This is a genomic window from Hymenobacter jeongseonensis, from assembly GCF_015694725.1.
Taxonomy (GTDB): domain Bacteria; phylum Bacteroidota; class Bacteroidia; order Cytophagales; family Hymenobacteraceae; genus Hymenobacter; species Hymenobacter jeongseonensis.
This window is the reverse complement of record NZ_JADQDQ010000015.1, coordinates 26530-41024: the sequence shown is the minus strand read 5'-3', so window position 1 is coordinate 41024 and position 14495 is coordinate 26530. Positions and strand designations below refer to the sequence as shown.

Below are 14495 nucleotides of genomic sequence, written 5' to 3'. Positions count from 1 at the left end.
GCGAGAAATGGCGTCCGGCCCAACTAAACCACCGCACGGGCTCGTGCTCCTCGGGCTGGGGGTAGGGGGCCACGGGCGTATCAGACGTTGAGAGGAAGGTTTAGACGTGGGAACGGCAAGGTTAGCACCGGGCCGAAGCCTTATTTGATGTATAGCCAACCGGTCGAAAAAGCGAAAGAAGCGTTCATCTTGTGAGGCTTCGTGGTGCCGCCATGCGTTGGATTCAAGTGAAATCCAGCCCTGGGTTTGCTTCACGCGTGGTATTTCGTTCTGGCTGCCGAACTTGCTTCCCCGTACTTGCCCCTGGAACCATGAAGAATTTCGTATCGAACCTGTTGCTGGCCGGGCTGGTGCTGCTGGCCACGGTCCTGCCGGGCCGGGCGCAAGCCGATTTCACCCCGGAGTGGAGCAAAGGCGTGGTCTGGTACCAAATCTTTCCGGAGCGTTTCAGCAACGGCGACCCGCGCAACGACCCGAAAGCGACCGACCAGAACGGCGCCTACCCGTTTGACGACTCGTCGGCGTTCCAGATTCATCCCTGGGCGAGCGACTGGTACCGGCTGCAGCCCTATGAGCAGAAAAACGGCCGAGACATTTATTACAACCTGCAACGCCGCCGCTACGGGGGCGACGTGCAGGGCATCCTCAACAAGCTCGACTACCTGCAGGCATTGGGCGTGAATGCCCTGTACCTGACGCCCGTGTTTTGGTCGCCCTCCTCCCACAAGTACGACGCCTTGTGCTACCACCACGTCGACCCTACGTTTGGGCCCGACCCGGAAGGCGACAAAAAACTCATCGCCACCGAAAACCCGCTCAAGGCCGAGACCTGGGTGTGGACCAAAGCCGATTTGCTGGTGCTCCGGCTCATCGACGAAGTGCACAAGCGCAAGATGCACCTCATTTTCGACGGGGTGTTCAACCACCTCGGCGCCCAAAGCTTTGCGTTTCAGGACGTGGTGAAAAACCAGCAGGCCTCGCCGTACGCCGACTGGTTTATGGTGAAGAGCTGGCGCAACGCCGCCACGGGCACGGCCTTTGCCTACAACGGCTGGTTTGGGGTCCAGACCCTGCCGGAGCTGAAAGAAGACGAAACGGGCCTTGTGGCCGGCCCCAAGCAATACATCTTCAACGCCACCCAGCGCTGGATGAACCCGCTGAACAAGGGCGCGGCCCACGGCATCGACGGCTGGCGCCTGGACGTGGCCTACGACGTGGGGCACCCGTTCTGGAAAAGCTGGCGCCAGTGGGTGCGCCGCCTCAACCCCCAGGCCTACCTGACGGCCGAACTGGTGTTTCCGGTGGAGAAAACCCGGCCCTACCTGCGCGGCGACGAGTTTGACGCCACCATGAACTACAACTTCGCTTTTGCCGTGCACGACTTCTTCGTGCAAGACGCCACGGCCATCCCCGTGACGGTGTTTGACGCCCGTCTGAAGGAACTGCGCGAAGCCTTTGGCCCGGGCGTGGCCCTGAACATGCAAAACCTGGTGGGCAGCCACGACGCCACCCGCATCGGCAGCGCCGTGGCCAACCCCGACGGCAAGCAAATGGGCGACTGGGGCCCCTACTTCAACTGGAGCCAGAAAAGCAACAACCAGGGCTACAACGCCCGCAAGCCCACGCCGGCTCAATTGCAAAAGCAAAAGCTGATTGCCGCCTTCCAGCTGCTGTACCTGGGCGCGCCCATGATTTTCTACGGCGACGAGGCCGGCATGTGGGGCCCCAACGACCCCGATTGCCGCAAGCCCATGGTGTGGGCCGACCAGCAGTACGCGCCCGAAACGGCGAACCCGGACCAGAGCAGCCACGCGCCGGACGCAGTGGCGTTCAACAAGGACTTGTTTGCGTGGTATCAGAAATTCATTGCCCTGCGCCGGCGCTCTCCCGCTATCCAGCGGGGCACCTTCACCACCGTGGCCACCGACGACGCCCGGCAGCTGTACGCCTTCCGCCGCACGCTGGGCAACGACGACGTGCTGGTGGTGTTCAACCGCGGCCCCCAGCCGGTTGCCGTCGACCCCGCGCTGCTCGCGGGCCACCGGTACCGGGACGCCTTCACGCGGGCGGCCGCCACGCGGGCCACGGTGCGCGCCATGGACGTGGTGGTGCTGCGCGCCAACTGAGCACGCCCGGCGACGGCACGTCCCCCCGGGCGCGGCCGCTGGTTGGCGGCACGGCTGGGCTCGCGGGAACAGCCCTTCACCGTCTCTTCAACCACTACCGCACAAGGGCTAATTACGTTCTCAAAAACGGTCCGAAGGTAAACGAGGGCTAGCTTAGAAGCCCCATGAGAACCTCCGTTCTTTTTTCGTTCTGCTTTCTGGCTGCAACGCTGTGCCGGGCGCAGGCTCCCTGCGATTCGTTGTATGCCCAAGAAGACGCGTTTACGGCGGGTAAAGGCGGACTTGTTTGGTTTGAAAAAGCCCCGGAAATCATAGGTGGCCGCGGGCCATTGGTCCGCTACAACGTGCCCAAAGACTCGGTTGGAGCGGTCTATTTCCGTGTCCTGATTGACGCGCAAGGCAACCCGCTGTGTTTGCGCTGGCTGCGAGTGACCAACGAGGCCCTCCGCGGCACCGCCATTGCCCTGGCCTCGACGTTGCGCTTCACCCCCGCCGTGAGGCAGGGAAAAGGCATCCCGGTGTCGATGACCTTGGTTGTGCGCTTCGTCGAAGGTCCGCCCCCCACGAAGAAAGAACTGCGGAAGGCGCGTCCGGCGCATGTCCAGTAAGCGGCCAGAGGCACGTACTGGTGGCGGCTGCCCGTGGAAAATTTGGTTCAGCTTCGTTTAGCGAAAGGGTGGTCTAGACAATGAAGCAGTTACAGCGGCCGCAACCACTGCATGGCTTGGCCTTCATCCTCAAACAAGGCAATGTCGAATGGCCGGGCCGGGTCCAGGGCAAAGGCCACTTCCTTTTGCTGGCCCGGGTCGGTGCGGTACGAGGCCGTCAGGGCCGGCGAGCTCAGCACCGCCAAGCGCCGGCGCTGAGGCGCCAGGCGCGCCACCGCCTCGGGGTAAAACGTGTGGTTCACCCAGGCGCTCAACTCCGGCGCGGCGACCTCGCGGCGGCGCACGTCCAGCAGCCAGTCGCTCAGGCCGTGCGCCTGGGCCGCGGCCAGCATCTGGGCATAGTCCGCTTGCACCGCGGCCATCGGGACCATCGTGTGCCAGCGCACCACCAGCACGCGCAGGTCCGTTCGGAAGGACAGCGTCCGGGAAGGCAACTCAGTCGGAGGAAGTAGCATGGTACAAAAGTAGAACCGCCCACCGGTCAGGGAGAGGGTCCTAATTACTAAAAGAGGATTAAAGGGCTACGGCAGGAACATACAAAGCGAGCTTGCCAGGTAGTACGCTTGCGTTGGAGAATGCATAGAGGGCAGCATCATTCGGCTGCTACCGGCGACCCAAAATGGAGGTGCAGTAGGGAATCGATTTTTACTTTGTCCAGGGGCTTGGTGAGGAAGCCGGCAACGGGAAGGTTATTGCTGCGGTCCATGTCCTGGGTGTTTAGGGAAGAAGTGAGCACGACCACGACGGCGCTCCGCTGCTGGACGGAGGGGAGGGCCTGGAAAGCCTTGAGAAATTCGAACCCGTCCACAACGGGCATGTTGAGGTCGAGCAGAACCAGCACGGGATTGGTGGGATTGAAGCGAGCGTTGGGCTGGGTCAGGATTTTCAGGGCTTGGGCGCCGTTGCGGGCCACCAGCACCCGGTCGGAAACGTTGAGGCGGAACAGCAGCCGCTGGTGGAGAAAATTGGTGGTTTCGTCGTCGTCGACCAGCAGGATAGTGCGAATTCTGCGCATAGCGTGGCTTAAGGTACAGGCAGCTTTAACCCTGGATTAAAGTGCAGATGGTGGTTCGGCAACAGCCAGCGCCGGGAGCGTAATGGTGAAGGTGGTGCCCACGTCGGGCGTGCTCTGCACGGAGATGGTGCCGCCGGCGTTTTCCACGATGCGCTTGACCATGAAGAGGCCGATGCCCGTGCCCTCGCCGTGGGTGTGCAGGCGCTGGAACAGGCCGAACAGCTTGCTCTGCTGGGCCTCGGTCAGGCCGAGGCCGTTGTCGTGCACGTCGAGCACCACGGTGCCGTTTTCGGCGCTGCGGCAGCGGAGCTCCACCCGGGGCGGCCGGTCAGGGGAGCGGTACTTCACCGCGTTGCTGAGCAGGTTGTAGAGAATGCTGCGCAGGTTCTTGGGCGCGAACGACACTCGCGGGCAGCTGGCCACGTCGATGGTGAGCTGCGCGTCGGTGGTGGTGAGCAGCTGGGCTAGGTCGAGGCGAATGTCGGCGACGAGGGTCGCCAGGTCCACGGATTCGGCGGGCTGGATGTTGGCCCGCTGCAGCTTGGTAAAGTCGGTGAGTTGGGCCAGGGTGAGTTGGAAGCGGTCCATGGCCCCCTGCATGCGGTCGAGCAGCGGGGGCACGGCGTTGGCCTTCAGCAGAGCGGCGGGCAGTTCTTCGCGCAGGGCGTGGAGCAGGCCCTCGAGGTTGGTGATGGGGGTTTTGAGGTCGTGCGACGCCGTGTAAATGAACGTGTCTAGGTCCACGTTGGTGCGTAGGAGCTGGTCGTTGCTTTCGGTGAGGGCCCGGTTGGCTTCCTGCAGCTGCTGCCGCTGGGCTTCGCGCTCGTTCCGGGCCAGCACCTGCTCAGTCACGTTGAAGGCGAAGATGGAGATGCCGGCAATGTAGCCGGCTTCCCGGAAGGCTTGTAAGGTGAAATTGAAGTACTCCTGGTGGGCCAGCAGGCCGTCGGCCGGGGTTGCGACAAAGGGCAGCTCGGCGCCGAAGTAGGTTTCGCCGGTTTGATACACGCGGTCGAGCAGGTCGATAAAGCCTTGGGCGCGCAGTTCCGGCAGGGCGTTGGTCAGGTCGTGGCCCACTAACAGCCGGCCCGGGAACAGGGACTGGTAAGCAGGGTTGACGTATTCGAAGCGGTGGCCGGGCTGGCGCACCAGGGCCACGAGGGCGGGCGTTTGTTCGAACACCTCGTGGAAGGTGTCGCGCTCGGCGAGCTGCTGCCGGGTCGCGGCCAGCACCTCGGCCTGCAGGGTTTCGGCGCGGCTACGGGCCGATACGGCTTCGGTGACGTCGTAGGCAAAGATGGACACGCCCGCGGTGCGGCCGTCTTCCTGGTAAGCGTCGAAGGAAAACGTGAAGTAATGCGTGCGGACCGGCTGGTCGCCGGCGGGCTCGAGGGCCACGGGCCGCTCGACGCCGAAGTAGGACGTGCCCGTGCGGTACACGCGCCGCAGGCGGGCCGCGAGGCCCTGCTTTACGCCTGCGGGCAACACTTCTGCCAGGGGGGTGCCGGGCGGCAGCGGACGGCCCGAAAAGAGCCGCTCAAAAGTGGGGTTGCAGTAATCGAGCGCGTGGGTGGGGCCGCGCAGCACGCAGATGGCGGCGTGGGTGCGGCCGAGGTAGCGCGCCAGGGTGGCGCGCTGCCGCTCGGCGTCGGCGCGGGCCACGGTTTCGGCGGCTCGGCTTGCGTGCAGGGCGAGGGCTACGGCGGTACACGGCTCGCCGGCAATGTCGGTGAAGCTGGTGGCCAGCCGCTCGCCCTGACGCCGGGCGGCCACGTGGTAGCTGATAGCCAAGTCGTCGAGCGCGAGGATGACCTCGAACTGGCCGGGCTCGTCGGTGGCGAACACGCGGCCGCAAAAGGCCAGCAGGCCGCTTTCGCGGGCGTTGGGGAAGAGCGCCGCGAATGTTTCTTCGGGCTGTTCGGGCTGGCCGAGCAGCTGCTGGCCGGCGGGGTTCAGGTATTCGCAGGCAAAGTCCGTGACGGTGGCGCCGTCGGGGCCGTAGCAGGGGCGCCACAAGGCCAGGGCGGTGAGGGAAACTTCGAGCAGGGCCTGCAGGTCGGCGGCGGGTGGGACGGGCCGGACGGACGGGGAGGAGGTCATGGGAAGCGGAAACATAAAGGCGGAAACCGAACTACATCGGACCGTTCGCGCGGGGCAAGTCCCACCGCTCCGGCTTGGGCCCGGGTCCGGCGGGCAGGTAATAGAAAAGCGGGCAGGGCGCACTACGCGCCCGGAAACTGGCGTTGGTAATGGAGCTTGAGGATGGTGTCGACTTTTTCCTTGGTGAGGGGCTTGCTGACGAGGCCGGCGATGGGCAGGGCTTCGATGCGGCCCAGGTCGGCGGAGTTCCTGGTGGCGGTGTGCATGACGATGACCACGGACTGCTGGTGATTCTCAGGCAGGCGCTGATAGGCTTCGACGAAGGCCATGCCGTCCATGCCGGGCATCTTCACGTCGAGTGGCACCAAGACGGGGCTGCTGGGCTGGGCGTCGGCGGCAATGTCTTCCAGGGTCGCCAGGGCCGCCACGCCGTCGGTGGCGGCGAAGTAGCGGTCGGCCAAGCCGAGTTGCTTGAGGAGGCGTTCGTTGAGGTCGTTGGTGGCGGCGGCGTCGTCGACCAGCAGCACGCTGGATAGTTTTATCATATAGAGAAGGTTAAGAGCAGGGTACCAGCCATTCACGCCGGGAAAGAGTGCGCGTAACGACCCGTTTTTACATCGACCCGCCGATACCGGAAAAGTGAATCAGACGAGGCATTAGCCTAGGAGCAGCGCTTACGCCTGGCAGTTGGCGGGCACAGGATTGTCCAGGCAATCGAGCACCTGGTCGAGGGTAAGGGTGCCCTGGATGTAGCGGGCCAGGAGTTGCTTTTCGTAGTAAGCGGGTGCCAGCGGGGTGTTTTTGGTTAGGTTGAGGCCAAAGGCGACGGCTTTGCGACGGAGGGTTGCGGAGTGCATAGGAAAGTAATGGCGTTAGTGAGTTAGACGGGTACCGGCAACGTCACGGTGAAGGCGGTGCCCACACCGGGCTGGCTGCGCACGGCGATTGTGCCCCCGGCGTTTTCCACGATTTTCTTGATGTTGTAGAGGCCCACGCCGTTGCCTTCCACGTGGGGGTGCAGCCGTTGGAACAAGCCGAAGAGCCGGGCCTGCTGGCTTTCGTCGAGGCCGAGGCCGTTGTCCTCGATTTCGAGCACAGTGGTTTTTTTGGTGGACTTGCAGCGCACGTGCACGATGGGCTTGCGGGCCGGGTCGTGGTACTTAAGGGCGTTGCTAAGCAGGTTGTAGACGATGCTGCGCAGGTTGCGCGGGGCGAAGGTGAGGCGGGGGCAGCCGGCTACGTCGACCAGCAACTGGGGCTGGGTGCTGACGACCAGGCCGTTCAGGTCGAGGCGCACGCCTTCCACCAGGGAAGCCAGGTCGACGGATTCGGCGGGCTGGGCCGGGGCGTTGTCTTCCCGGATGATGTCGGTGAGTTGGGTGAGGGTGAGTTGGAAGCGGTCAATGGCGCCCTGCATGAGGCGCAGCAGCGGGTGTACTTCGGCATCGTGCCGGACGGCGGGTGGCAACTGCTCGACCAGGGCCTGGAGCAGGCCCTCCAGGTTGGTGATGGGCGTGTGCAGGTCGTGCGAGGCGGTGTAGGCGAAGGAATCAAGGTCGGCGTTGGCGCGGGTGAGCTGCTGGTTGGCCGTGCCGAGCTCCTCGTTGGCGTCGGCCAGGGCGGCGTTGGCGGCGTAAAGCTTGTCGTTGAGGGCAGCCAGCTTGTGGTTGGCGCCCACCACCGACTGGCGGGCGGCGACTTGCTCGCTGACGTCGTTGGCCACGGCGGCAATGGCCGTGATGCGGCCGGCGGGGTCGCGCAGGGGGTGGTAAACGAAGTTGACGTGCACCGTGGCGGGCTGGCCGGCGTGGAGCACCCGCAGGGCCACTTCGTGCGCCACGTGGGGCACCCCGGTGCGCCCCACCTCGTCCAGCAGCTCCTCGAAGCCCTGGTCGCGGATTTCGGGCAGCACCTCGAACAGGGGCCGGTTGAGGGCCTGCTCGGCCGTGCGCCCCCAAATGGCCAGCATGCCGGGGTTGCATACCTCCACGCGGTAGTCGGGTCCGGCGAACACGCCCACGGCCACCGGGGCCTGGGCCAGCAACTCGCCCACCTGCAGCAGCTGGGCGTCGCGCTCGCGCCGGGCCAGCACCTGCTGGGTGACGTCGTAAGCAAAAATCAGCACGCCGTCGACGCGGCCCCGGGCGTCGCGGGTGGCCTGGTAGGTGTAGGTGGCGTAGGTGTGCTCGAGCCGGCCGGAGTTGGTGCGGTCCAGCGTCACGGGCTCGTCGACGCCGTAATACGTTTCGCCGGTTTGGTACACGGCATCGAGGCGGTCGAAGAAGGGCTGGCCTGCCAGCTCGGGCACGGCCTGGCGGTAGGGCTTGCCCACCAGCGGGCGGTGTCCGAACACCTGGTGGAAGCCGTCATTGGCAAGCTCGATGCGGTGGTCGGGGCCGGTGAGCACGGCAATCATGGCGGGGGCCTCGGCAATGAGCCGGTGCAGGCGCTGGCGCTGGCCCGTGGCCTCGGCCTGGGCACTGTTCATCAGGCGGGTGCGGTCGGTGACGGTGGCCGTCAGGCCCTGGTTGACGCGGGCCAGCTCGGTGTTCAACTCCTGCACCTGTTGGCGGGCCAGCACCTGCTCAGTCACGTCAGTGACCACCACGGTGACGCCCGATACCTGGCCGTCGGCCTCGCGTTGGGGCTGGTACACGAAGTTCCAGTACACGGTGTCGCGGCGGCCAGCGCGGTCAATGAAGGCGGGCAGCTCGTAGGCCACGTAGGGCACACCGGTAGCCATAACACCCGCCAGCAGTTCCTCGAAGCCCTGGCCGGCCGCCTCGGGCAGCAGCTCAAAAAGAGGAGTGTCAAGCGTTTGTTCCAGAGTGCGGCCCCACATGTGGAGCACGGCCGGGTTGGCCATCTGCACCACGCAGTGGGGACCGTGGAACGTGGCCAGGCCCACGGGGGCCTGCTCGAAGAGGCGCTGCAGCTCCCGCTGCTGCCGCTCGACTTCGGCGCGAGCGATTTGTTCGCGGGCCTGGCTGGCGCGCAGTGCCTCCTCTACGGGCGTGCGGTTGTGGTCGGCCGTGTCGGTAAAGCTGACGACCAGCCACTCCTCGTGGCGCTGGGCTGCAATGTGGTAGTAATTATCGAAGCCGTCGTGCTGGTAGTTGACGTCGAAGCGGCCGGGCTCCCCGGTGGTAAACACCTGGCAGTAGAAGCCAAAGGTGCCGGCAGCTTGCGTGCCGGGAAAGCGCGCGAGCAGGGTGCCGCCGGGCTGCTCGGGCAAGCCCGCCATGCGCTGACCGGCGGGGTTGAGGTAGTCGAGGGAAAAGTCTACCACCTCATCGTTGAGCCCGAAGAGGGGCCGCCAGAGCTGGATGGCGGTGAGGGAAACGTTGAGGACGGCCTGGAAAAGGCCAGCGGCGGCGAACAGTGGGTCAGCCCCTCCCGCGGTGGGGGCCGTGGAGCAAATCTCCATACGAGGATGCAACGGGCGTAAGTAGAGAGTAAAAGGACTAGCGAAACGGCGGCTTCGTGCCTTCAAAAAATGAGAGCGGGAGGGGCTGAAATTTGCAGATTACAAATCTCAGCCCCTCCCGCTCTCGGCGTTTTACATAATTCTTTAAACGTTTTACATGTTTTTCAGGGATTACGCCAAGCTCTTTTTGTGCTTCAGTCCCTTGAAGAAAGTCGGTGTCAGACCGGTTTCTTTCTTGAACTGCCCGGACAGATGGGCGACGCTACTGTAGTTCAACTTAGCGGCGATTTCGGTTAGGTTCAGTTCGTCGTACAGCAACAGCTCTTTTACCCGCTCAATTTTGTGCCGGATGATGGAGCGCTCGATGGTGACGCCGGTGGCCTCTGAAAACAAGGTGGCGAGGGAAGGATAATCGCGCTTGAGCTGCTGGCTGATGTATTCGGAGTTTTTGATTTTCGGCAGCGTATCGGCGTCGTGCACCAGCTGGAGGATGCAGGCCTGAATCTTTTCAATTTCAGCGCCTTTGCTGTGGTCGAGCAATTCGACCCCCAACTCCTGCAGTTCCTGCTGCAACTTCTCGTGCTGCTCCGGGCTGATGTCCTGCTTGAATTCCACTTCCCCCAAATCCACTTGGCCGTAGTGCAGCCCGAGCTTGTCGAGCTTGTCCTGCACCTGCATTTTGCAGCGCACGCTGACCATGTATTTAATGTAGAGTTTCATGCGGCTGATGGAGTAAAACGGTAAAGTGCGCATAAGACTACCAACCCTGGGAGGGTTCCATGCAAAATAGCCTCTTTATCCGCGAAGCCATTTAACACAGCTCTTTAGCAGGTACTCTTTTTTAAAGGTTGGCTTATATTTCTTGCACTGAGTGAGCAACCCACAAGGAGTGTTGCTCACTCAGTGCAATGACAGCGAAGACTTTTAACTGTCCGTCAGAGTTTGCCCATTTCACCACTTCGCCTCCTGCAAACCACGTTCCCGCTCTGTCCGGTTTAGCTAGACCATCTCATTTACCCAAACGGTCCGAAAGTCAGCGGAGGGTTTACCCCTCTGGCTAGGCGGTCCATTGGCTCTGCTCCGTCTGTTCCCACAGAGCGGCCACCCCCACGGCGGCGCTTGTGATTCCGCGCCCCGGGGCGGACCTTCGCGACGCGTACGGCGGCCCCCGTTCCGCGCCCTTCCTCCCCCTTTTGATGCAACGGCTGGTCTCCTATCCCTATCTTGAGTTGACCCTGCACGACGGCGCCGGCCGCGCGCTGGAGGCCCGCTGGAACGGGGTAATCGCGCCCGCGGCGCTGCGCCGGGCCACGCTCGAATGCGTGACGCTGGCCCGCGCCCACGGCGTCACCGGCTGGGTGGCCGACGACCGGCGGCTCGGGCCGGTGGCGCCCCGGGACCTGGCCTGGATTGCCACCTACGTCTTCCCCTTGCTCATCAAGTGGGGCGTGCGGCGCTTTGCCCGCCTCGAAGCCGTGGACCCGCGCAGCCAGCGGGGGCTGGCCCTGGCCCAGGAAATGGCCGCCCACACGCTGCCCTTTGCCCTGCGCTCGTTTACCGACCCGCACGAAGCCCGGGCGTGGGCCTGCGGAGACATCCTGTAGTTCAGCAAAACGGTGGGGGCTGTTGCAGAACTCGGTTCAGGAGTGCTAGTCCGAGCAATTGCTTGGCGAGTGCCCGAGTGGGGGCCTTACTGGGGGGCCTGTTTCGTCGGCAAGCGCGTGCTTGCGCGGCCAGCAGCGGGCGTGGCAGGGCCAGTGCCAGGCTCAACTGCCGTTCGGGCCGGTACTTGAGCAGCTTTTTCAGGTTGTAGGCCACGGCCGCGAGCAGCATGGTTTTGTGAGCGCCCGCGTAGCCCCGTACGTTGAGCCGGCGCAGGCCGTAGTGGTGAATCAGGTAGCCGAACACCGGCTCGACGGTACTTTGCCGGACCCGCCGCATACGCTGCCCGCACCGGCTTTGCTGGCGCTGCCAGGCCCGGCGGTACGGAGCATCGTAGAGCGTGCGGGTGAGTTGCTTGCGCTTGGCCCCGGGCACGCAGGTGGGCTTCAAGGGGCACTGCTGGCAGTCTTGGCAAGTAACCCAATAGATTTTGCTCCAGTTGCCGTCGGCCGTGGTGTCGTATTTGCGAAACGGCAGGACCTTGCCCGCCGCGCAGGTGTAGGCGTCCGTGGGGGCGTCGTAGGTAAAGCCGGCAATTTCGGCTTTGTACTGGCCGAACACGGGTATCCAGGCCGTGAGGTGCTGGGCTTCGAGCCGGGCGTAATTGGAGCAGTTGGCGTAGCCGGCGTCGGCCAGCAGCGCGCGCAGGGGCAGGCTGTCGCGGCTGTCGGCCAAGTCGGCCTGCACGTGGCGGATGACGCCGTGCGCCGTATCGACCGCGAGGCTGCAGAGGTAATTGAGCGCCCGGGCTTGGCCGGGTTTGAGGGAAATGCGCGCGTCCGGGTCGGTGGGGCTGTAGGGCGTTTTGTTGCTGAACAGGCGGGCTTTTTCGTGCTGCGCGCCGGGCACGCTGGAGTGGGCGGCGAGCCGGGCCTGATGGGTGGCCAAGTTGCGCAGCTGGTGAGCTGGGGCGGTCACCAGCCGAGCCGTCGGGGCCACCGGCTCGTCCGTCGTCAAAAACGGGCCGCGCGTGCCCGCCGCTTGCTTTTCGAGCACCGCCTCCAAGGACGCATTGGCCTTGACCGGGGCCGAATCCACGGCCTGCGTGTCGCCGACGACCAGGCCCCGGGCCACGCACTGGGCGAAGACGTGGTCGAACAGGCGCTCGAACACGGCGGCCGGGAAGAGCTGGCGGGTGCGGCTGATGGTCGAATGCCAGGGCAGCTCCTCGTTTACTTCGTAGCCGAGAAAGAACAGAATGTCGAGCCGCAGGGCGCAGTGCGCGACGAGCCGGCGGTCGCTCACGAGGTTTTCCAGCCGGTCCACGAGCACGAGCTTGAAAAAAAACACCGGGTCCAACGGGGGCTGGCCCGTGTGGCTGTACAGCGTCCGCGTTTCGTCGTAGAGAAACATCCAGTCGACTAGTTCGGCCAGTCGGCGGTACAGGTTATGGAGCGGAACCCGCTCGGAAAGTCGAAAGCGGGTCACCTCTTGGTCGAGAAACAGCTTCTTGCCTTGCATCTTCCCTCTACGAACCCGACTTCTGCAACAGCCACGGTGGTTATCAATGCAGCGTTCACTTTAGCTAACCAGCCAAGTCAGGCGGTCGCGGGCCTGCAGCAGAGTAACCGTATGGTGCCAGTAGAAAAGCGCGTTCCCGGGTACCGAGCGCAGCTTGTTGAGGTAGTTAAAGTCGGGCTGCGGCACGAAGAAGGTACGTGGGTCAGCGCCGGGCACCGGCGCCGTAGTCCTGGGTGAGCAGCCGAGCCGCCAGATACGCCACGCGGGCGGCCGCCGCCACGGCCTGGTCTTCGCGGAAGGCTCCGTCGATGACAAAGTTGCGGAAGCCGGCAATGCCGCGGCGCAGCTCGGCCGGCGCCCGGTTGAGTTTCATCTGGGCCAGCAGCAAGGCCGTTTGCAGGGTGTCCACCAGCACGTCCACCGCGCTGGTAGTGGTCAGGCGGCGGTAGCGCAGCTCCTTGGCCACCGTGGCGGCAAACGACTCGGCGACGGTGGCCACGTCCTGCACTTGGTCGAAGAGGACGCCCACATCAAAAAGCTGTTTGATGATTTCCAGTTCCTTGCCCTTGCCGTAGAGGATGCCGGTGGTGCGCGGGGCGAAGGCGGTGAGCTTGTCGCCGGTGATAGACTCGACACTTGGCGCGGCCACGCTTAGCGGCTCGCCCGCCTGGTGCAGGAAAGGGGAGGCCACCGGCAGCTGCAGCACCTGCGGGTAATTATGCTCCTCGAAGAGCAGGTCAATGGCAATGGCCCGCTGGGGGTGCTCGGCCAGCAGTTGCTGGTCCAGGGCGGAGTCGTAGTACACGTAGTAGTGGCCGCGCGGCACGTCGTCCTTGTGGCTGCGGGTGGCGTCGTACGCGAACGAGCGGAACGGCGGGCGGGCACATACCTGCGTCAGCGCCGCGTTGATGGCCGCCAGCTCGGCCTGATTGACTAGGTCCACGTCCACGGAAAAGCGCCGGGCCTGCCCCAGCACCAGCACCAGGCAGGTGCCGCCCTTGAAGGTGAAGGGCAGCCCGGTTTCGACCAGCCGCTCGACCAGGGTGAGGGCCAGAATCATTTTTTCCAGGATGGAGGGGTCCAGGCCCGGGCGCTGCCGGCAGTGGTCGAGCATCCACTCGCGGGTAAAGGAAGTCGCCGTAATCATTGGGGAAGCAGGGAAGAAAGGCCCTCGGCCAGCAACAGCTCGCGCAGGGCCGGGGCTTTGCCGCGCCGCCGGGCGTAGGCGTGCAGCGTGCGGGCGTCGAGGCGGTAGCGCCGGGCCGCCGTGCGGTAAATGGTGCGCAGCTCTTCGCCCTGATAGGAGGCCAGCAGCACGGGCTCGCTGAGCAGGTCCACCAGGATTTTTTCCAGCCGGGGCACCGGCGTACCGCTTACCAACTGCAGCGGGGCGCGGCTGACGAGCGGCAGCACCAGCACCGCATCGGGGGTTTCGGCCACGTAGAGTTCCAGCACCCGCGCATCGGGGGCCAGGAACACGCGCCCGCCGAGCCGGTCTTTCAGGGCGTAGTAAGTGGAGTCGAGCGCGGCTGGCTCTACTTCGACTAACTGCACGGTGCGCATGACCTGGTGGCTGGTAAAGTCGTTGAGCCACTGGGTGGGCCAGACGCAACCCGCGTCCAGAAATAATTCAGCGGCTACCGCCTGCCAGAGTTCCACCAGCTCCGGCGGTACCGAAGGGGCAAACTCGGCCGCCCGGGGAGCATCGGGCAAGGCATAGACGCCCCGCCCGGCGTGGACCAGTTGATTGCGCAGGGTCAGGCGGTGCAGGTACACATCCAGGGTGGCCTTTTTCAACGCCGGGTTCAGGGCTGCCACCCGCTCCAGTAATTCTTTACGCGCGAGCACCGGCTGGTCACCGAACCAGGCGCGGAGCTGGTGCTCCACCGAAATCAGAAAGTGCTCTTCGGGCAAAACCATATCGAAAGATACGCCAATAAATGCCATATGTTGGCATATCTTTCATATTGCGACTGAAGCAAATCCAAGGTGGATTAGCAAAGCCCTGGACTTATAAAATCTATTAGTTCGTCGGG

General features: G+C 64.2%; 14 protein-coding genes. 3 read left to right on the top strand and 11 right to left on the bottom strand.

Translation table 11 applies throughout. From position 1 onward, the window contains the following. The first annotated feature begins 311 nt into the window (after positions 1-311). Both I2I05_RS19830 and I2I05_RS19825 read left to right on the top strand, forming a co-directional pair. Positions 312-2126: a glycoside hydrolase family 13 protein gene (locus tag I2I05_RS19830; RefSeq protein WP_196284003.1), complete on the top strand. Its 1815-nt coding sequence runs from the start codon at positions 312-314 to the stop codon at positions 2124-2126. 164 nt (positions 2127-2290) lie between these two features. After that, positions 2291-2734, top strand: a complete 444-nt coding sequence (locus I2I05_RS19825) for an energy transducer TonB (protein WP_196284002.1) — start codon at positions 2291-2293, stop codon at positions 2732-2734. Positions 2735-2823: 89 nt separating this feature from the next. Here the strand turns inward: I2I05_RS19825 and I2I05_RS19820 are convergent, their stop codons facing one another. The 7 genes from I2I05_RS19820 to I2I05_RS19790 all read right to left on the bottom strand — a co-directional run bounded on the left by I2I05_RS19820 (position 2824) and on the right by I2I05_RS19790 (position 10056). Continuing rightward, positions 2824-3249, bottom strand: coding sequence for a hypothetical protein (locus tag I2I05_RS19820; protein WP_196284001.1), 426 nt, complete (start codon positions 3247-3249; stop codon positions 2824-2826). A 137-nt stretch (positions 3250-3386) separates the two neighbouring features. Next, positions 3387-3809 (bottom strand): response regulator, encoded by a 423-nt coding sequence (locus I2I05_RS19815; protein WP_196284000.1) that lies wholly within the window; start codon positions 3807-3809, stop codon positions 3387-3389. 36 nt (positions 3810-3845) lie between these two features. Beyond that, positions 3846-5909, bottom strand: coding sequence for a sensor histidine kinase (locus I2I05_RS19810; protein WP_196283999.1), 2064 nt, complete (start codon positions 5907-5909; stop codon positions 3846-3848). A gap of 122 nt (positions 5910-6031) precedes the next feature. Then, positions 6032-6454 (bottom strand): response regulator, encoded by a 423-nt coding sequence (locus I2I05_RS19805; RefSeq protein WP_196283998.1) that lies wholly within the window; start codon positions 6452-6454, stop codon positions 6032-6034. 129 nt (positions 6455-6583) lie between these two features. After that, on the bottom strand, positions 6584-6766 hold the full coding sequence (locus tag I2I05_RS19800; RefSeq protein WP_196283997.1) for a hypothetical protein: 183 nt from the start codon (positions 6764-6766) through the stop codon (positions 6584-6586). Between the two features lie 23 nt (positions 6767-6789). After that, positions 6790-9348, bottom strand: coding sequence for a PAS domain-containing sensor histidine kinase (locus I2I05_RS19795; RefSeq protein WP_196283996.1), 2559 nt, complete (start codon positions 9346-9348; stop codon positions 6790-6792). 159 nt (positions 9349-9507) lie between these two features. Further along, positions 9508-10056, bottom strand: coding sequence for a helix-turn-helix domain-containing protein (locus I2I05_RS19790; RefSeq protein ID WP_196283995.1), 549 nt, complete (start codon positions 10054-10056; stop codon positions 9508-9510). 473 nt (positions 10057-10529) lie between these two features. Here I2I05_RS19790 and I2I05_RS19785 point away from each other — a divergent pair, with 473 nt between their 5' ends. Further along, positions 10530-10940, top strand: a complete 411-nt coding sequence (locus tag I2I05_RS19785) for a hypothetical protein (RefSeq protein WP_196283994.1) — start codon at positions 10530-10532, stop codon at positions 10938-10940. Position 10941: 1 nt separating this feature from the next. On the opposite strand, the gene I2I05_RS19780 is transcribed toward I2I05_RS19785, so the two are convergent. The 4 genes from I2I05_RS19780 to I2I05_RS19770 are packed head-to-tail and all read right to left on the bottom strand — an operon-like array spanning position 10942 to position 14379. Next, on the bottom strand, positions 10942-12459 hold the full coding sequence (locus I2I05_RS19780; RefSeq protein ID WP_196283993.1) for an IS1182 family transposase: 1518 nt from the start codon (positions 12457-12459) through the stop codon (positions 10942-10944). A gap of 60 nt (positions 12460-12519) precedes the next feature. After that, positions 12520-12645, bottom strand: coding sequence for a hypothetical protein (locus I2I05_RS22200; RefSeq protein WP_262895180.1), 126 nt, complete (start codon positions 12643-12645; stop codon positions 12520-12522). Between the two features lie 16 nt (positions 12646-12661). Next, complete coding sequence (locus tag I2I05_RS19775) at positions 12662-13606, bottom strand: nucleotidyl transferase AbiEii/AbiGii toxin family protein (RefSeq protein WP_196283992.1); 945 nt, start codon at positions 13604-13606, stop codon at positions 12662-12664. Then, the gene (locus I2I05_RS19770) at positions 13603-14379 is read right to left on the bottom strand and encodes a DUF6577 family protein (RefSeq protein WP_196283991.1); all 777 of its coding nucleotides are present in this window, start codon (positions 14377-14379) and stop codon (positions 13603-13605) included. The genes I2I05_RS19775 and I2I05_RS19770 overlap by 4 nt, the downstream gene beginning before the upstream one ends. Between the last annotated feature and the right edge of the window lie 116 nt (positions 14380-14495).